Below are 17,824 nucleotides of genomic sequence, written 5' to 3'. Positions count from 1 at the left end.
TTATTGTTTAACGGGTGAAGGAAGCGTATCGCTTAGCGTAGCGTGGTTTACGCGCAGCAGCACGGCGTAGCTGCCTGCTGCCACCGCGACCCCCACCAACGGTGGCAGTAAGGGAGAAAAGTAAGCGGCCCCGGCACCTAACGCATAAGCGGTTAAGCCACGGCGGTTGAAATCCGGTAACGCAGCGGACGCAAGCGTCGGGTAGCGGCCTTTATGTTTGAGCCAGAAGTCCGCCATGATGACCCCGCCCATGGGCGGAATGAAGGTGCCCAGCAGCACCAGGAAGGGAATCAACAGGTTGTACATGCCGCCTACCGCCAGCACGGTGCCAATGCCCGCGCCGCCCACGGTGACCAAGCGGCGCTTTTCGGTGCGTAGTAAGTTGCATCCTGCGACGGCGAAGTTATAGATGGTGTTGTCCTGAGTCGTCCAGATATTCAGGAACAGCATCAGCACGGCAATGGTGACAAACCCTTGTGCAATCAGCACATCGACAATATCCGCCTGCTGATAAATGAGGGTGCCTAGTGCGCCGGTGAGCACCATTAAACCGTTGCCGATAAAAAACGCCGCGAGGGTCGCGATAACGGCAATTTTCGGCGTCTTGGCGAAGCGACTCCAGTTAGTGGCCTGGGTGCCGCCACTGATAAAGGTGCCGATAATCACGGTGATCGCCGCCGCCACACTCATGCTTTCCGTTGGTGTCTGTTGGCTTAGCCCTGCAAAACCGCGGGCATCCACTAACCCGGTGAACAGGCTGATAATAATAAATAGCATCATGGCGGGGACGGCAAAGCGTGAAAGCCAATCCATGCCCTTGTAACCAATCATGGCGGTCACGCAGAAACCGAACCCAAATAGCACCATTAGGGGGATTTCCAGCCATTCAGGCATTCCAGTGGTGCGTACCAGTACCAGCGCGATAGTTGCAGTACCCCAGGCGTACCAGCCAATCTGGGTAAAGCCGAGAATGAAGTCGGACAGCTTGCTACCTCTCTCACCGAAGCAGAAACGCCCCATCAGCACGGAGGTGAGGCCGCTTTTACAGGCGATATAGGCAAGGGTCGCCGCGTAAGCACCCAATAGTAGGTTGCCGATCACGATGATCCACAGTAATTGTCCAATCGAGAAAGCCTGGCCCAGGGTGCCCCCCGCCCACATGGTGGCGGTAAAGAAAGTAAAACCAAGCAGTACGACAGAGATAGAGAGCAAGCCCTTCCGGGCGCTGGTGGGGACTTCGCTGAGGGGATAATCAGTAAGGTGCATGGCGGGCTCCAGGTGAGTAAGGTCTCCTGGTCATAGAAGCAATCCGCGTGCCAAGTTAGCTCAAGTTGTTAAGGCGAGTTCTCCACCAAAAGCCCGCGCATCAACGTTTCGACAATGCTCTCGCGGGCATCATCCAGCGAGTACTGCTGGGTGTCTTGCAGCCAATCAAAACAGGTGCCAATCAAAAAACCGTGAAATTGGCGGCGTGCGCTTTCGGGCGTAAGGTCGGCGCGGAGGTGGCCGGCTAGCTGCGCCTGTTCGAATAGCTGCTCGACCCGCACTTCGGCATGCTCTGAGAGCCGCGTAATCATGCTGATGCGTGGATGGGCGTCTTCCAGTTTCTCGCAGCGGTGTAGCACGATAGTAGCGGCCCGCTGGAGCGGCAGGTCGTGACAGATACCGGCTAGTGAGCGCTGGGCTATTTCGCGCAGGCAAGCGATCGGGTTGGCGCCGAGGCGGAGCGCTGCATCATCGACAATCTCATCCAGCGGGATTCGCACTCGTTCAAGCAGCGCATTGAACAATGCGTCTTTGTCTTCAAAGTGCCAATAAATGGCTCCCCTTGTCACTCCCGCCGCTTCGGCAATGTGCGCCAGTGTAGTGCGCGACACGCCTTGAGCTAAAAAGGTGGTCTCTGCCGCGTCCAGAATAGTTTCTCTGGTACGTTCGGCGTCTGCCTTACGACGGGACATAGCGGCTCCTATGGATAGAGGTAGTGGTATTTTGGCATTGATAGATAGCAAAGTCGCCGAATGGTGATTATTATACACTTCACTGACATTCATGAATGTCAGTGAAGTGTATACGCTATCCAGTGTCGTTTTTACAGTTAGGTACTTTCCGAATTAAGATTTGAAATTTAGATTTAAAGCTCAGGTTTGAAATTCGGGTTTGAAATTCGGGTTTAAAATCGGGTTTAAAATTTTCAGTTAAAAAGCTGCACTGTCCGCCATCAAGGAGCCTGCCGTGCCCATTACTCTTCTCCGTTATCTGCCAGTCACGCTGGTCCTGCTGATGCTAATGGGCTGCGAGCAGCCGCAGGCGCAGTCCAATGAGAGGGTGGTTAGACCCGTGAAGTTGATGACATTGCAGTCGGCAAATGCCTCTGCCTTACGTCAGTTTCCGGCGCGGGTGGAAGCCTCTACCCGAAGCAATTTGTCATTTCGTATGGCGGGGGAGCTACTGGAGCTCAATGTGAGTCCCGGTCAGCAGGTGAGCGAGGGTGATGTAATTGCGCGCATTGATGATCGTAATGCGCAGAGTGCACTGGATAGCGCTCGTTCGCGCTTGGAGCTCGCCAAGGCTCAGCTAGAGCGCATGCGCTATACCCTGGAACGCGGCGCGGTCAGTCAATCCCAGTTTGATGAGGCGGAAAGCGAGTGGCGGGCTGCCCGAGCCAACTTCGAGCAGGCTCAGGAGCAGGTCACGCATACCCAACTGCGCGCCCCTTATGATGGCGTGATCGCTCAGGTGCCGGTGGATAACCGCCAGATTGTACAGGTGCAGGAAACGGTAGCGGTGATTCAGCAGCCAGGCCAGTTAGATGTGGTGTTTCACCTGCCCGAGCAGATTGTTCAACGCATGCCGCGAAGCAATGATGCGCCCTTCGGGAATGGATTGGCGTATGAAGTACGCTTTGGTAACAGCGATAAACCCTATCTTGCCCAGTTAGCCTCGTATACCACCCAAGCCAGCGCGCAGAGCTTGGCATATGAAGTTACCCTCACGCTTCCCCAGCCCGACGACATCACCTTGTTGGATGGCATGAGCGCCAACGTACGGCTGGACTTAAGTGAGTTGCAATCCACCCACGCTACGCAGGTTTGGCATTTGCCGCCTGAGGCGGTGAGTTATGCAGGTGACGACCCTAACCAAGCCCAGGTATGGCGATTTGTTGAGCCAGAAAGCGTTGAGGCGGTGCTGGTTAATGTCGGGGCCTTAACGTCGAACGGATTAGAGGTCAGCGGCGAATTAGCGGCAGGTGACCGTATTGTGGCCGCCGGTGCCCACCGCTTAACCGCGGACACCCAGGTGACGCCGTGGGAAAAAGAGCAGGGGCTTTGATATGGTCGACTATTTTTTACGTCACCGAGCCGCCAGTTATTTGATGACAGTCGTGCTGCTGGCCGGTGGGGCGCTGTCGTTTTTAGGCATGGGCCAGCTGGAATTCCCTGAATTCACCATTCGCAACGCGCTCATCACCACCCAATACCCTGGTGCAACGCCTGAAGAAGTCGAGCAGGAGGTCACCTCGACCCTGGAAGAGTCGATCCAGGAGATGTCGTCGATCAAGCGCATCAGCTCGGTGAGTTCTGACGGCCTTTCGCAGATTACCGTTGAGCTGGAAAGCACGGTGCAAAACGAGGAGCTGGAGCAGCTGTGGGATTCGCTGCGCCGTAAAGTACAGGATGCCCAGGCAGCACTACCACCGGGAGCCAGTCAGTCGCGTGTTAACGACGATTTTGGCGATGTATTTGGCTTCATGGTTAACCTGACTGGTGAAAGCTACCGCATGCCCGACTTGGCCGATCATGCTGATTTTCTCAAGCGTGAGCTGACGTTGGTAGAAGGGGTCGAGAAGGTATCGCTGGGCGGTGAGCATGAAGAGCGCATTTACATTGAAGTCGACCGCGAGCGCTTGCGCGCACTGAATATTCCGCTAACCCGTCTACAGCAGTTATTCGATACCCAGAATGCGGTGGCCAATTCAGGGCATCTTAAACAAGATGGCCGTCGCTTCAGAATCACGCCGACGGGAAGTGCGGCAAATATTGAGGACCTGCGCGCGCTAATTGTCAGTGAAGGTGATGGCGAGTTGGTACGGTTGAGCGATGTTGCCGATGTGAGCCGCGAGCTGGCGGAGCAGCCCCAGCAGCTTTATCGCGATATGGGCAGGCCGGCCATCTCGCTGGGCATCTCGTTTAAAAGTGGTGTGAACGTGGTCGAGGTTGGTGAACGGCTGCAACAGCGTATCGCGGAGCTGGAATCACGCACGCCGCTGGGTATGGAACTCAATGTCGTTTACGACCAGCCGCAAGTGGTCGATGAGGCGGTATCGGGTTTCCTGATGAGCTTGATCCAGGCAGTGGCTATTGTGATCGTTGTGCTGATGCTGTTTATGGGCTGGCGCAGCGGTCTATTGATGGGTTTTATCCTGCTGATCACCATTATTGGCACCTTTATGCTGATGCGTTTTCACGGCTTGCAGTTGGAAAAGATCTCGCTGGGTGCGCTGATTATCGCCCTTGGTATGCTAGTAGACAACGCCATAGTGGTCACCGAAGGCATGCTGGTCGGGTTAAAACGTGGGCACAGCATCCGTGATTCAGCCCATCAGGTGGTTCGCCAAAACGCATGGCCGTTGCTGGCGGCCACGCTGATTGCGATTGCTGCTTTTGCGCCCATTGGCCTATCGCCCGATACCACGGGTGAGTTCATCGGCTCGCTGTTTTTCGTGCTGCTTTACTCGTTGCTGCTCAGCTGGATTACCGCGCTGACGCTCACGCCTTTCTACTTCAAGCTGTTTTTCCGCAATGTGGCCCCGGGCGATGGTCAGGAGGACCCCTACAAAGGGGTGGTTTATCGGTTTTTTAGCCGAGCGATCATCACGGGCATTCGGTTTCGTTGGGTCACGCTAGTGCTGGTGGGAGCGATATTGGCTGGCGCGGTGGTCGGCTTTGGCTCGGTTAAAAATGCCTTCTTCCCAGCGTCGAACACACCGATCTTTTTTGTCGATTACCGCATGCCGGAAGGCACGGATATCCTCGAAACTCAGCGTCGTGTCAGTGAACTGGAAGACAGCGTGATGGAAATGCCGGGCATTCGTCACCTCACCACCACGGTAGGTGGCGGCGCGCAGCGCTTTACCCTCACCTACTCGCCGGAAGACCGCTATGCCAGCTACGCGCAGTTGATCGTCGAAACCGACGATAAAGCCACTCAGCGTGAACGCATGGCCGATGTTGAACGGGTGCTTAAGCGCCACCACAGCGATATCGACTACAAAATTGCGCCGCTGGAAGTCGGCCCTGCGCCCAAAGCCAAGTTGGAAGCACGCTTCTATGGCAGCGATCCCGAGGTGCTTCGCCAATTGGGCGACCAGGTGGAAGCCATGTTCCGTGATACGCCCCATATGACTAGCGTACGCACCAGCTGGCGAAACCGCGTCCAAGCGATTAAACCAGTATTTATGGAAGATACCGCGCGCAGATTAGGCGTTACCCGCGACGACTTGGCCAGCACGTTGGCATTGAGTACCAGCGGCAGTCAGGTGGGCGTCTATCGTGACGGTAGCGATCTGATTCCTATGGTGGCTCGGGCGATTCCTGAACAGCGTCACGATGTAGATAACCTCGGCTCGCTCAATGTTTGGAGTGCCGAGCAAGGGCGCTATATCACCGCCGACCAGGTGATCAGCGCTATTACTACCCAGGTGGCGGACCCGCTAATCATGCGCCGCAATCGCGAACGCATGCTAGCGGTGTACGGCGAGCCGGATCCGCTAAGTGGTGTGACCGCCGCCAGTGTACTGGCCGACATCCGCCCTCAGGTGGAAGCGTTGGAATTGCCGCCTGGCTATCGGTTGGAGTGGGGCGGCGAGTATGAGACGGCTGGCGAGGCTCAAAGCGGGCTATTCTCTTCGCTACCGCTGGGGCTGGTGATGATGTTTATTATCACCGTGGTGTTGTTTAACAACTTCCGCCAACCCTTGGCCATCTGGTCATTGGTACCCTTAACCATTATTGGCGTGGTTGGAGCGCTACTGATCACTGGTTTGCCTTTCTCGTTTATGGCGCTGCTGGGCACCCTGAGTTTGATTGGTATGGTGATCAAAAATGCCATTGTGCTGGTTGAGGAGATCAATGTGCAGCTGCCGTTGCACGAAGATCGCTATCATGCAGTGGTGCGAGCGGCCGTTAGCCGGGTGCGGCCGGTCGCCATGGCAGCATTGACCACGATGCTGGGGATGATTCCGCTGATTAGCGATGCCTTCTTCGCCAGCATGGCGGTGGCTTTAATTGGTGGCCTCGGCGTCGCGACGCTGCTCACGCTGATAGTGCTGCCGGTGGTTTACTGCGTACTTTACCGGATTCGTATTCACACCGATAAATAGCCCCGAAAAGCCCTCCGTTATCTCCACTGGTGGCTTTGTTAAGCCATACCGGTGGAGATTCCTTTACCGATCTGCTTTGCAATTATCACTGCTATATCCTCCGGTATTCAGTGTCTCGGACTGACGCTCTCCCTTACAAAGCGCCTTGATTTCACCAATGAAATAATGAAAATAATTATTTAAATAAAACTAAAGTCTATAGTTTCCAAGCCGATACACATATTTCAAGACAAAAAAACGGCAAATTTTAGTTAATCTAAAGCCGCTGGAACGTTTCCAGCTAGATTCAATAAATTGCCAATAGCTAATATACTAGCCTGAAGGCATTCCTCATAATGAACCGTGTACTTAGTAATATCTCAATTAAAACGAGCTTAACGCTTTTTTTGGTAATTTTTTCACTATTAATAATAATTATTGCGTTTCTCGGTTACCGAGCAGACGAAGAGGGTAGCTCGTCGCTTAGTGAGGTCGACCGTGGCGCAGATCAAATGCGCTCGGTTAACCGTGGTCAACTGTCGATTGCGAACGCACAGCTCTTTTATATGAATAACTTTGTCGCGAGTTATGAAGGCGATGTTCGCAAAGCCAGTAATTACTTGGATGAAGCTCAGGACATGCAAGAGGAGGCTCAGAAGTACTTTGCCGAACTCGAGTTAATCGGTGCTCAGACACCTCTTTTGGAAACCTTGATTACCAGCTTTCAGCGCTTGGTGGAGCAGGGACTGACGCCTCAAGAAGCGGCATTGGCCGCAGGCGATGACGAGGCGTTTAGCAATGCAAGGGAGTCTGCCAGCGATTTAAACCAGCAGTTTATAGAGGCGAGTACTGCTTATAACAACTACATGGCTGAACAAAACGGCCTAATGGTTGCCGATTATGAAAATGATATGCAGCTGATTGGCTATATTGATTTAGCGGTGTTGTTAATTGCAGCGTTAATGGTTCTGTTTGTTCGTATCGCCATGGTGGGATCGATTGTAAAACCGTTAAATGAGGCGGTTACTCACTTTGAGCGTATTGCCCAGAACGACTTGTCGGGTAAAGTGAGTGACCGTGGGCGTAACGAGATAGGTAAGCTGTTTAGTGCCATGCAACATATGCAGAGTGGCTTGGCCAGAACGGTGTCGGAAGTGCGCGACAGCAGTGGTTCGATTCATATCGGCGCGCGAGAAATTGCCAGTGGTAATGCGGATTTATCGTCACGCACTGAGCAGCAGGCAGCATCGCTGCAGGAAACCGCCGCCAGCATGGAGCAGTTAACCGCCACGGTAAAACAGAATGCCGATAATGCCCGCCAGGCGAGCCAACTGGCCAACGATGCTTCCAGCACGGCCGTTCAAGGTGGCGAAGTCGTCGAACAAGTTATTACCACGATGCATGGTATTTCCGATAGCTCACAAAAAGTCACCGATATTATCAGCGTCATCGACTCTATTGCGTTTCAAACCAATATTCTGGCACTCAATGCCTCGGTGGAAGCAGCACGAGCGGGCGAGCAAGGCCGTGGCTTTGCGGTCGTGGCCAGTGAAGTACGCAACCTGGCGAGCCGCAGTGCCGATGCGGCTAAAGAGATCAAAGCACTGATTGATGCATCGTCAAACCAGGTAAAAGAGGGATCAGTATTAGTCGAGAGCGCCGGTGCAACGATGCGCGAAGTGGTCTCTTCGGTGCGTCGTGTGACCGACATTATGGACGAAATATCAGCCGCTTCTCAGGAGCAGAGTTCGGGCATTGAGCAGGTCAACCAGGCGGTTGCCCAGATGGATGAGGTGACCCAGCAGAATGCAGCGCTGGTACAGGAAGCCTCTTCAGCCGCAAGCTCGCTGGAAGACCAGGCGGCAAGGCTTGAAAGTGTGGTTGCAGCCTTCCGTTTAGCGGAAGGGGAGAGCCGTACTCAACAGGCCCCACTAACCTCGTCTAAAAATTCGCTACAGCATTCATCTCAACAGCCCGCGCTTTTGCGTCCGGCGTCGCGTACTCAAGCAAGCAGCCCAGCGAAGAGTAGCGTCGAGGATGATTGGGAAGCTTTCTAAGCTAGCGTTTCTCGCCATTGAGATTGCTCGCTACTTAGATTTCTCGCTACTTAGGCTGCAATACCCCCTCGTAAAGAGGGGGTATTTTTTTGTGAGCGCTTAGTTAGCTGTCGTGTTTAGTGCTGAAGAGACTTCTTCAATCTGTAGACGCAAACTCTGCAGACCGCCGCCGGATAGATACCAGAGCGCCGGGGTCAGCATCACCACCTGCGCTTTTTCGGCACCAGCGTCTGACAGTGCTTGGGTTAACGCATCCGCATCGGCGGGCTCATCACCAATCGCTGCGCTGCGGTCAACCACTAATACAACGTCTGGATTAATTTCGGAAATGGCATCAGCAGAAAGCGGTGTAAACGTACGTTCGCCACGCTTTTCCGACGTGACGCTGTCGGGCATCTCAAGGGCGTCTATCTCCAGCACTTCGTGCACCACGGGGTGCTGATTGAGCATCAGGTTACCGCCGTTATGAGTCACGACCAGCGTGCGAGGGGCGTTACTCAGCGCTTCGCGCTGGGACTCAATCTCAGCGTGCAGAATTTCAAGCGCCTCTTCCGCGTCGCTATCCGCGCCTAAGCGGCTGGCCAGCTCGCGTACATTGGCGTCAAAAGCGGCTAAATAATCGTCACCTTGCAGGCTGGTATTAAGCAGGGGGGCGATTTCGCCAAGCTCGGTTTCCCAATCGCCCTGGCGGCCGGTGTAGAGAATCAGGCTAGGTTCGCTCTCACTGATGGCGTCCATATCCGGCGAACGTAAGCCGCCGATATCGGTGTAGGTCTCTTCGGCGTACTGATCAAGGTAGGTAGGCAAGCTGGCTTTTGGCACACCTACCACCTGCTCGCTTAACCCGAGGGCATCAAGGGTATCCAAACTACCTAAATCAAAAGTGGCGATACGCTGGTCGGCGTTAGCGCTGACGGCTGAACACAGCAAGGTAACGGCAGCGGTGGTGGCGACAGCGGTGGTGATGGTCGGTAACTTCATTGTGCTTCCTTTTATGAGAAAAAGTTTTATATGCGATATTTTCTCATATTCTCAAGAAAATGGTGTTTTGTCGTTACTTTATGAAGGAACATCATGTTGCGGAGAGTGCCACCGCCCTCACTCAGTGGGGGCGGTGGCGTTTTACCCGGCGTTAATTAAGAGGCAGCGCGGAAGGGGTTACGTGGGTCGTTATCCCAAGCCAGGAAGGGTTGGCCAGTTTCTTGTGGCACCATCGTAATGCAGTTTTCTACCGGACAGGTGATCTGGCATAGGTTGCAGCCTACACACTCGTCCTCGATCACTTCGTAGCGGCGTGCGCCGCCCTGCTCGGTGAGCTTGGCAATCGACTGGTGGGAGGTATCCTCGCAGGCGATATAGCAGCGGCCGCACTCGATGCACAGGTCTTGGTCGATCTTGGCGATGGTCTTGAAGTTGATATCCAGATGCTTCCAGTCGGTGGTCTGGGGGATCGCCTTGCGCGAGAACGCCTCAATTGAGTCGTAGCCTTTTTCCGCCATCCAGCGGGAAAGGCCGTCTTTCATCTCTTCCACAATGCGAAAGCCGTTGAGCATCGCCGCGGTACACACCTGCACGCTGCCCGCGCCGAGTGCGATAAATTCCGCCGCATCCCGCCAGGTGGAAATACCGCCAATGCCGGAAATGGGTAGCGTTGGCGTGGCCGGGTCGCGGGCGATTTCCGCCACCATGTTCATCGCGATAGGCTTCACGGCACTGCCGCAGTAGCCGCCGTGGGTGCTTTGATGACCGACGGTGGGCTTGGCGACCATGTTGTCGAGATCGATACTGGTGATCGAATTGATGGTGTTGATCAGCGATACCGCATCTGCACCACCTCTAAGGGCCGCCTGGGCGCCCACGCGGATATCGGTGATGTTAGGCGTGAGTTTGACAATCACCGGCTTGGAGTAGTGCTTTTTGCACCAGTAGGTGACTTTCTCGATCAGGTCGGGGTTTTGGCCAACTGCTGCGCCCATGCCGCGCTCCGGCATGCCGTGGGGGCAGCCTAGATTCAGCTCAATGCCGTCTGCGCCGGTGGCTTCCACTAGCGGCAGGATATATGCCCAGGCCTCCTCGTTGCAGGGCACCATAATCGAGACGATCAGCGCGCGGTCGGGCCAGTCCTTCTTCACCTGGGTGATTTCTTTTAGATTGATCTCCAGCGAACGGTCGGTAATCAGCTCGATATTGTTAAAGCCGATTACCTCGCGGTTTTTGCCATAATGGGCCGAATAGCGCGAGGAGACGTTCACCGCCGGAGGCTCTTCGCCCAGGGTTTTCCATACCACCCCGCCCCAGCCGGCCTCATAGGCGCGAACTACGTTGTAGGCTTTGTCGGTGGGCGGTGCAGAAGCCAGCCAGAACGGATTGGGGGCTTTAATACCGGCAAAATTCACCGACAGATCAACGCCGTTGACGACGCTGTCGCCACTGTTTTTCTTGCCTGGAAAAGAGAGCGTGTTGAAAGGCGTCGTGTTCATGCGGCCTCCTGGTGGGCGGCAAGCGCTTGGTGAATGGCGTGGGCGGCCAGCTTGCCGTGCTGCACGGCTTGCACGGTGAGATCCTGGCCGGGTTTTACGCAGTCGCCCCCGGCGTAAACGTTGGGCAGTGAGGTTTGAAACATCTCATCCACATGGATGCGCTCGCCGTCCCGGGCGAGTTCAGAAGCGGTGGCGTCACGCAAACTTTCGCCCTCGAAGCCCTGGCCGATGGCGGTGAAAATGGCATTCCCGATGACCTCAAAGGTCTCCCCGGTGGCCGCTAAGCGGCCTTCCTGCTCAGCGGTGTTGGCAAAGCGCATGCCCGCCACTCGGCCTTGCTCATCTAACAGAATCTCGTCGGGCTGTGCCCAGGTGATCATGCGCACACCGTTGGCCTTGGCGATCTCCTGTTCGTGGTCGGTGGCCGACATCGCTTCGATGCCCCGGCGGTAGATAAGCGTGACTTCCTCAGCGCCCAGACGCGCCATTTGTGTGGCCATATCGATGGCGGTATTGCCTGCGCCAATCACGATGCAGCGTTTCGCCACGGCGAGGCTGCCTAAGTCATCGCTTTGACGCAGGGTTTTGATGTAAGCCACCGCGGGCATCAGGCCAGGAGCGTCTTCTCCTGTGAGCGCCAAAGCGCGGCTGGCACCCAGACCGAGGCCCAGGAAAACGCTATCGTATTGCTGGCGCAGCGTATCGAGGGTGAGGTGATCGCCTAGGCGCTGGCCGTACTGGATGTCGATGCCACCGATCTCAAGCAGAAACTCGACTTCTTTACGGGCGAAATCATCGGTCATCTTGTAGCGGGCGATGCCGTATTCGTTCAGCCCGCCGGGCTTTTGCTCGGCCTCGAAGATGGTCACCTGATGGCCGAGTATCGCCAGGCGATGCGCGCAGGAGAGCCCCGCAGGCCCGGCACCTACCACGGCGATGTGGCGGCCAGTGCTGGCGGCGCGCTTAAAGGGGTGGCTATCAAACTGCATATGATCCGTGGCGTGGCGCTGTAGCAAACCAATCAGCACCGGTTGGCATTCGGCGTCGTGGTTACGCACGCAGCTGCGTTCGCAAAGTATTTCAGTAGGGCACACCCGGGCGCAGCTGCCGCCCAGGATGTTGGCTTCCAGGATGGTCTCCGCCGCGCCGTTGATGTTGTTTTCGCTGATCTGGCGAATGAAGCTCGGAATATCAATGTCCGACGGGCAGGCCTCGACGCAGGGCGCGTCATAACAGTAGAGGCAACGCTGGCTTTCGATGATGGCCTGGCGCGGCGTCAGCGGTGGATGAAGGTCGCTGAAATTATTTGCCAACGTCGCTGGGTCGTAGGTGCCGACCTCTTTTGCGCTGGGCAGGTGATCAAGTGAATGGGTCACGGTCGTTTCTCCATTGCTCTGTGCTTCGGTGGGGCCGGGATTAGCGCTTAACCGCCATCGGCGCATTCAGCTCGGCGCGTTTGGCGAGCAGTTCGAATACGCCGGGGTAGGCGGGGCGCTCCAGATAGCGGCCTGCGCCGCGCTCAGCGCGTAGATCGCCATCGCGCCATACCCATTTGCCGTGGCTGATGGTGTGGCGGGCGATACCGCGTACTGTCTTGCCTTCGAAGATATTGAAGTCGACGTTCTGGTGATGGGTCTTGGCGGAAATCGTCCGCGTGCCGTTGGGGTCCCACACCACGATATCGGCGTCGGCACCCACCTGAATGGCGCCCTTGCGGGGGTAGAGGTTGAAGATCTTGGCGGTGTTGGTCGACGTCAGCGCGACAAACTCCTGGGGCGACAGCTTGCCGGTGTTGACGCCTTCATCCCACAGCACGGCCAGGCGGTCCTCGACCCCGGCAGTGCCGTTGGGAATCTTGGTGAAGTCATCCTTGCCCGCGGCTTTCTGATCGGCACAGAAACAGCAGTGATCGGTGGCGGTGGTCTGCAGATTGCCCGACTGCAGGCCGTGCCACAGTGCTTCCTGATGGCCCTTGGGGCGGAAGGGTGGGCTCATCACGTGGGCGGCGGCGCGGCCCCAGTCGGTATCCTGGTAGACGCTGTCGTCGATCAGCAGGTGGCCGGCCAGGCACTCGCCGTACACCGGATGGCCCTGCTGGCGGGCGTAGGCGATCTCATCCACCGCATCTTTGGTCGACACGTGGACAAGATAGATCGGTGCGCCCAGCGTGCTGGCAATGCGGATCGCCCGACTGGCGGCTTCGCCTTCCACCTGGGGCGGGCGCGAAAGCGGGTGGGCTTCCGGCCCGGTGAGGCCCTGGGCGAGCAGTTTCTGCTGCATGTGGTAGACCAGCTCGCCGTTTTCCGCGTGCACTGTAGGAATCGCGCCCAGCTCCAGGCAGCGCGAGAAGCTTTCCACCAGAATATCGTCGGTGGCCATGATGGCGCCCTTGTAGGCCATGAAATGCTTGAAGCTGTTCACGCCGTGTTCGTGTACCAGGGTGCCCATTTCTTCCCGCACGCTATCGTCCCACCAGGTGATCGCGACGTGGAAGGCAAAGTCGGTGGCGGCTTTTTCCGCCCAGCCCTGCCAGGTCTCGAAAGCTTCCAGCAACGACTGGCCCGGCTGGGGGATAACAAAATCGATGATCGAGGTAGTGCCGCCTGCGAGGGCTGCAGCCGTGCCGGTATAGAAATCTTCGCTGGCCACGGTGCCCATGAAGGGCAACTGCATGTGGGTATGGGGATCAATGCCGCCGGGCATCACCAGCTGGTCGCTGGCATCGATGGTTTCGCAGCCCGCGGGTACGTCTAAGTCGGTGCCGATGGCGTGGATTTTACCGTCCACACACAGCACGTCGGCGCGGTAGGTATTCGCGTGGGTGACGACGGTGCCGCCCTTGATTAATAAGCTCATTGTTTGCTCCTGCTATCTTTGAACAACCGGATTTATTAACTGGGCTACTCGCCGTCGGTGAGGCGGGTGTAAGTTTCGGGGCGGCGGTCGCGGAAGAACTGCCAGTTATTGCGCACTTCGCGCACCATATCCAAATCGATCTCGTGTACCAGTAATTCGTCGTCGGTGTCGCTGGCCTGGGCTTCGATCTTGCCGCGCGGGTTGACGATGTAGCTGGAGCCGTAAAAGTTGCCGATATTCCACGGTGCTTCGGTGCCTACGCGGTTGATAGCGGCGATAAAGCAGCCGTTGGCGGCGGCGGAAGCGGGCTGTTCCAATTCCCACAGGTATTGGGATAGCCCGGCCACGGTGGCGGAGGGGTTGAAGATCACTTCTGCGCCGTTCAGCGCCAATGCCCGCCAGCCTTCGGGGAAGTGACGGTCGTAGCAGATGTACACGCCGATCTTGCCGTAGGCGGTATCGAACACCGGCCAGTTGGATTGGCCGGGCTTGAAGAAGAATTTTTCCCAGAAACCGGCCACTTGGGGAATATGGGTTTTATGATACTTGCCCAGGTAGCTGCCGTCGGCATCGAAGACCGCCGCGGTGTTGTAGTAAACGCCCGTCTCGGTTTCCTCGTACACCGGCACGATAATGACCATGCGGTGCTCGGCGGCGAGTTTTTGCATCATTTGGCAGGTGGGGCCTTCCGGCACGCGCTCGGCGGCGGCGTACCATTTTCCATCCTGGCTGGGGCAGAAGTAGGGTTGGTTGAACACTTCCTGAAAGCACAATACCTGTACGCCTTGTTCGGCTGCTTGCTGAATCATCGGTAGGTGCGCTTCGTTCATGGCGTCGCGAATAGAGGCTGGTTCCATGTCGGTGCTGGTTTTAAGGCCCATCTGAATCAGGCCGATTTTCATCTTTTGCATTAGACGCTCCCTCTTATTTGTGTTGATTCTTGGTATTAGCGGTTATGAATATATTGTTGTTTAGGTTGAGTTCTAAAGTTGTCTGTTGTGTCAGCTTTTAGGAAAGTATCGTCAGGATGAGTGTTTTAGCAAGTTATTGTGTTGTTTTTTAAAAATGCTATTTAACCCATTGAGTTGATTTAACTTTCTTATTTTATAACCGACTTTTCACTAATATGGTGAAGCGTTGCACTGTTTTCGTGTTTTTTTATTATTTTTAATAAACAAATAGTTAACTTAAATTTGAGGGGTTTAAGGTTATGTTTAACGCTTAAAGTTGGTGCAAATATTTTTTTTGATCTAGCCTTCTTTAGTCCGTCAGTTATTAAGTTGGCTAAAGAGCAGTAATAAAATGATAAAAATAAAATTCTTGTCCTGGAAGACAGTTTTTGATCAATAGGTTAAGTGCTGGCAGCGGGTGTGTCGGCATGCTTATTGCTTAAAACAACCTCAGACCGTGAGGGTTTCTGGGAAGCGGATAACACTTAGGAGAGACCAATGACGAAAATAACCTCTCAGATGGTGGATCGGGGTGGGCTGATAGAGCTTGATGTAGGCAACGATGTAAGCGGTAGTTCACGCTTTAATGAGGATATTGCACCTACCCAGGCGAGTGAGCGAACCTGGACGAAGTGGAACATCGCCGCACTGTGGGTCGGGATGTCGATCTGCGTGCCTACCTACACGTTGGGTGGCGTGTTAACTGCCTACTTTGGCTTGAGCGTGGGGGAAGCATTATTCGCAATTTTGCTGGCCAACGTGATTGTACTCATCCCGCTTACCTTGAATGCATTTCCAGGCACCAAGTTTGGCATTCCCTTTCCAGTAGTACTGCGTTCTTCATTCGGTATATTAGGTTCTAACGTACCTTGCCTGGTGCGCGCATTAGTCGGCTGTGGTTGGTTTGGTATTCAAACCATGTTCGGTGGGTTGGCAATTCATCTACTGCTATCTGAACTTGTGCCTGCCTGGGCAGCGCTTGGTGGCATCGGGGAAGTCATCGGCTTTTTTGTGTTCGGCGCGATGAACCTTTACGTGGTAATTCGCGGAGCGGAATCAATTAAGTGGTTGGAAACCCTAGCGGCACCATTGCTGTTAGCCGTTGGCGTGGGGCTTATGGTATGGGCGTGGCCAAACATGTCGATGACCGAGCTGTTAGCGCAGCCGCCTTCGCGCCCTGAAGGGGCCTCAGTGTACGGCTACTTCTTCGCAGGCTTAACCGCCATGGTGGGTTTTTGGGCGACATTATCGCTGAATATTCCTGATTTCAGTCGTTTTGCCAAAAGCCAAAAAGACCAGATCGTCGGACAGGTAATCGGTTTGCCGCTAACCATGTTCTTTTTTGCCGCGCTAGGGGTGGTATTAACAGCGGCGTCTGAAACGCTGGTGGGCCAAACTGTTGCTGACCCAGTGCGGCTGATTGGCTATATCGACAGCCCTTTCTGGGTAGTGATGGCGATGTTGCTGATCATTATCGCCACTATCTCGACCAATACGGCCTCCAATATCGTGTCGCCTACCAATGATTTTCAGAATATTGCGCCCAAATTGATTAACCAGACGCGTGGTGTGCTGATGACTGGCGCGGTGGGTGTCTTGTTGATGGGCTACGATCTGCTGCAAAAAGCAGGGCTTATTCCTCCGGGAGTTTCTCTTGAACAGATGTATTCCAATTGGTTACTCGGTTATTCAAGTCTGTTAGGTCCCATCGCCGGGATTATGGCAGTGGATTACTTCTTAATTAAAAAGCAGCGTTTGGATGTGCCTAGTCTTTATATGGATGACCATGCTTACCCTGCTATCAATATTGCCGGTTTTATCGCCTTTGGTGTGCCGGTAGCGCTCACCCTACTGTCATTGCTAACGGGCACCATGAACTGGTTCTATGACTATGGTTGGTTCACCGGCTCGGCGCTCGGGGCCATTGTTTACTACGTGGCAAGCCGAATATTGGCGTCATCGCCACAGGCGGGGCCTGCGCCGATGATGGTCAGCGAGGTAACCGAGCAACCATAAATCGCCTGTTATAGGGTAAGGTTTACGTAACCACGGTTTATATAAAAAAGCTCGGCTCAGTGCCGAGCTTTTTTTACTCTGCGCTTCTTACGAAACTTAAAAACGCGTCGACGACTCGGTTAGGGCGACGGTCATGGCGAGTGATAAGCACAAACGGGATGCGATACTGTTGTGTGCCAGCATGCAGTGCCCGCATCTTACCCGCGGCTACCCACTGGGCAGCCACGTGTTCAGGCAAAAAGCCAATAAAGCGCCCGGTAAGTATCAAAAAGGCGGCGCCTTCACGGTCGGATGCTGATGCGCGCAACGTGAGCGCATCATGTACCTGGCGTGCCTCAGCGGGTAGCGGATAACGGGGCGAAATAGCGGCATATTGGGCGATATCTGCAAAGCCGAGCCTGTCATCGTGCTTGGCAAACAGTGGATGGCCTGCTGCACAGTAAAGGTACGAAGGCTCGTCATAGAGGTGTCGGGTTTCTAAACTGGTGGGCAGGTTCACGGCGGGCACCACGCCGACATGTAAGTGACCATCCATCACGCCTCGAATGATGGCATCAGAAGGCTCCATATAAATATGTAACGTTACTTCATGTGCCGGTGCGCTAAGCTCTGCCAACGCATTGGTAACGTGCATGGCCGGTAGCGTGACTAAGTTATCGGTAATGCCGATATTCAGTTCACCTTTAATGGTTTGGTGCAGAGCGTTAACGTCGCTTTTAAAGGTTTCGAGTGCGGTGAGTAGCGTAAGCCCCGCCTGATAAATATCTTTTCCCTCTTCGGTTAAGCTAAACCCACCACGCCCACGCTGGCAGAGCGAAAAGCCCAGTCGTCCCTCTAAATCATTCATGTGCTGGCTAATCGCCGAGCGACTAATACCGAGTGTCGTTTCAGCTGCTGTAAAGCCGCCACACTCAACCACCGTCTTAAAAATGCGGATTAGGCGTATTTCGTAGTCGCTCATTTGGCTCAGCGATGCCATCACAATTCCTTGGTAGTTAGGTTATTTATGTATAACGCCGCGCTTGTTAGTAAACTAACGGTGATAAAAACTGGTATACATCATAAAAGCACCGCGGCACTATCGAATACAACCCGAATACAACCACC

General features: G+C 54.9%; 12 protein-coding genes. 4 read left to right on the top strand and 8 right to left on the bottom strand.

Annotated elements, in window-relative coordinates; translation table 11 throughout:
• Together codB and ACW44H_RS17250 are read right to left on the bottom strand one after the other, a co-directional pair.
• Positions 1-1,266 (bottom strand): cytosine permease, encoded by a 1,266-nt coding sequence (gene codB / locus ACW44H_RS17255; RefSeq protein WP_457505757.1) that lies wholly within the window; start codon positions 1,264-1,266, stop codon positions 1-3.
• A gap of 68 nt (positions 1,267-1,334) precedes the next feature.
• Positions 1,335-1,958 carry a TetR family transcriptional regulator gene (locus ACW44H_RS17250; RefSeq protein ID WP_457505756.1) on the bottom strand — a complete coding sequence of 208 codons (624 nt, stop codon included), beginning with the start codon at positions 1,956-1,958 and terminating at the stop codon, positions 1,335-1,337.
• A 274-nt stretch (positions 1,959-2,232) separates the two neighbouring features.
• On the opposite strand from ACW44H_RS17250, the gene ACW44H_RS17245 reads away from it, so the two are divergent.
• The 3 genes from ACW44H_RS17245 (at position 2,233) to ACW44H_RS17235 (ending at position 8,415) form a co-directional block, all read left to right on the top strand.
• Positions 2,233-3,330 carry an efflux RND transporter periplasmic adaptor subunit gene (locus ACW44H_RS17245; protein ID WP_457505755.1) on the top strand — a complete coding sequence of 366 codons (1,098 nt, stop codon included), beginning with the start codon at positions 2,233-2,235 and terminating at the stop codon, positions 3,328-3,330.
• Position 3,331: 1 nt separating this feature from the next.
• Entirely contained in the window at positions 3,332-6,379 is a 3,048-nt protein-coding gene (locus ACW44H_RS17240) for an efflux RND transporter permease subunit (RefSeq protein WP_457505754.1), read from the top strand.
• Positions 6,380-6,714: 335 nt separating this feature from the next.
• Positions 6,715-8,415, top strand: coding sequence for a methyl-accepting chemotaxis protein (locus ACW44H_RS17235; RefSeq protein ID WP_457505753.1), 1,701 nt, complete (start codon positions 6,715-6,717; stop codon positions 8,413-8,415).
• Between the two features lie 99 nt (positions 8,416-8,514).
• Here ACW44H_RS17235 and ACW44H_RS17230 read toward each other — a convergent pair whose 3' ends face one another.
• The 5 genes from ACW44H_RS17230 to ACW44H_RS17210 all read right to left on the bottom strand — a co-directional run bounded on the left by ACW44H_RS17230 (position 8,515) and on the right by ACW44H_RS17210 (position 14,662).
• Complete coding sequence (locus ACW44H_RS17230; RefSeq protein ID WP_457505752.1) at positions 8,515-9,396, bottom strand: ABC transporter substrate-binding protein; 882 nt, start codon at positions 9,394-9,396, stop codon at positions 8,515-8,517.
• A gap of 155 nt (positions 9,397-9,551) precedes the next feature.
• Positions 9,552-10,895 carry an NAD-dependent dihydropyrimidine dehydrogenase subunit PreA gene (gene preA / locus ACW44H_RS17225; protein WP_457505751.1) on the bottom strand — a complete coding sequence of 448 codons (1,344 nt, stop codon included), beginning with the start codon at positions 10,893-10,895 and terminating at the stop codon, positions 9,552-9,554.
• Entirely contained in the window at positions 10,892-12,271 is a 1,380-nt protein-coding gene (locus tag ACW44H_RS17220) for an NAD(P)-dependent oxidoreductase (protein WP_457505750.1), read from the bottom strand. Before ACW44H_RS17220 ends, preA begins: the two co-directional genes overlap by 4 nt.
• A 40-nt stretch (positions 12,272-12,311) precedes the next feature.
• Positions 12,312-13,751: a dihydropyrimidinase gene (gene hydA / locus ACW44H_RS17215; protein WP_457505749.1), complete on the bottom strand. Its 1,440-nt coding sequence runs from the start codon at positions 13,749-13,751 to the stop codon at positions 12,312-12,314.
• A 44-nt stretch (positions 13,752-13,795) separates the two neighbouring features.
• Entirely contained in the window at positions 13,796-14,662 is an 867-nt protein-coding gene (locus tag ACW44H_RS17210; protein WP_113269331.1) for a nitrilase-related carbon-nitrogen hydrolase, read from the bottom strand.
• A 537-nt stretch (positions 14,663-15,199) separates the two neighbouring features.
• On the opposite strand from ACW44H_RS17210, the gene ACW44H_RS17205 reads away from it, so the two are divergent.
• Positions 15,200-16,717, top strand: a complete 1,518-nt coding sequence (locus ACW44H_RS17205) for an NCS1 family nucleobase:cation symporter-1 (RefSeq protein WP_457505748.1) — start codon at positions 15,200-15,202, stop codon at positions 16,715-16,717.
• Between the two features lie 73 nt (positions 16,718-16,790).
• On the opposite strand, the gene ACW44H_RS17200 is transcribed toward ACW44H_RS17205, so the two are convergent.
• Complete coding sequence (locus ACW44H_RS17200) at positions 16,791-17,696, bottom strand: LysR family transcriptional regulator (protein ID WP_457505747.1); 906 nt, start codon at positions 17,694-17,696, stop codon at positions 16,791-16,793.
• Positions 17,697-17,824: the final 128 nt, after the last annotated feature.

This window comes from Vreelandella sulfidaeris Esulfide1, from assembly GCF_054072535.1.
The sequence above is the reverse complement of the archived record's forward strand: the minus strand, read 5'-3'. Positions and strand labels throughout refer to the sequence as shown.

What these genes read in the sequence shown, in the direction of transcription:
- ACW44H_RS17205 (WP_457505748.1), top strand. Translation starts at nt 15,200, where the DNA reads ATGACGAAAATAACCTCTCAGATGGTGGATCGGGGTGGGCTGATAGAG.
- ACW44H_RS17235 (WP_457505753.1), top strand. Translation starts at nt 6,715, where the DNA reads ATGAACCGTGTACTTAGTAATATCTCAATTAAAACGAGCTTAACGCTT.
- ACW44H_RS17200 (WP_457505747.1), bottom strand. Translation starts at nt 17,696, where the DNA reads ATGGCATCGCTGAGCCAAATGAGCGACTACGAAATACGCCTAATCCGC.
- codB (WP_457505757.1), bottom strand. Translation starts at nt 1,266, where the DNA reads ATGCACCTTACTGATTATCCCCTCAGCGAAGTCCCCACCAGCGCCCGG.
- ACW44H_RS17250 (WP_457505756.1), bottom strand. Translation starts at nt 1,958, where the DNA reads ATGTCCCGTCGTAAGGCAGACGCCGAACGTACCAGAGAAACTATTCTG.
- ACW44H_RS17240 (WP_457505754.1), top strand. Translation starts at nt 3,332, where the DNA reads ATGGTCGACTATTTTTTACGTCACCGAGCCGCCAGTTATTTGATGACA.
- ACW44H_RS17230 (WP_457505752.1), bottom strand. Translation starts at nt 9,396, where the DNA reads ATGAAGTTACCGACCATCACCACCGCTGTCGCCACCACCGCTGCCGTT.
- ACW44H_RS17210 (WP_113269331.1), bottom strand. Translation starts at nt 14,662, where the DNA reads ATGCAAAAGATGAAAATCGGCCTGATTCAGATGGGCCTTAAAACCAGC.
- hydA (WP_457505749.1), bottom strand. Translation starts at nt 13,751, where the DNA reads ATGAGCTTATTAATCAAGGGCGGCACCGTCGTCACCCACGCGAATACC.
- preA (WP_457505751.1), bottom strand. Translation starts at nt 10,895, where the DNA reads ATGAACACGACGCCTTTCAACACGCTCTCTTTTCCAGGCAAGAAAAAC.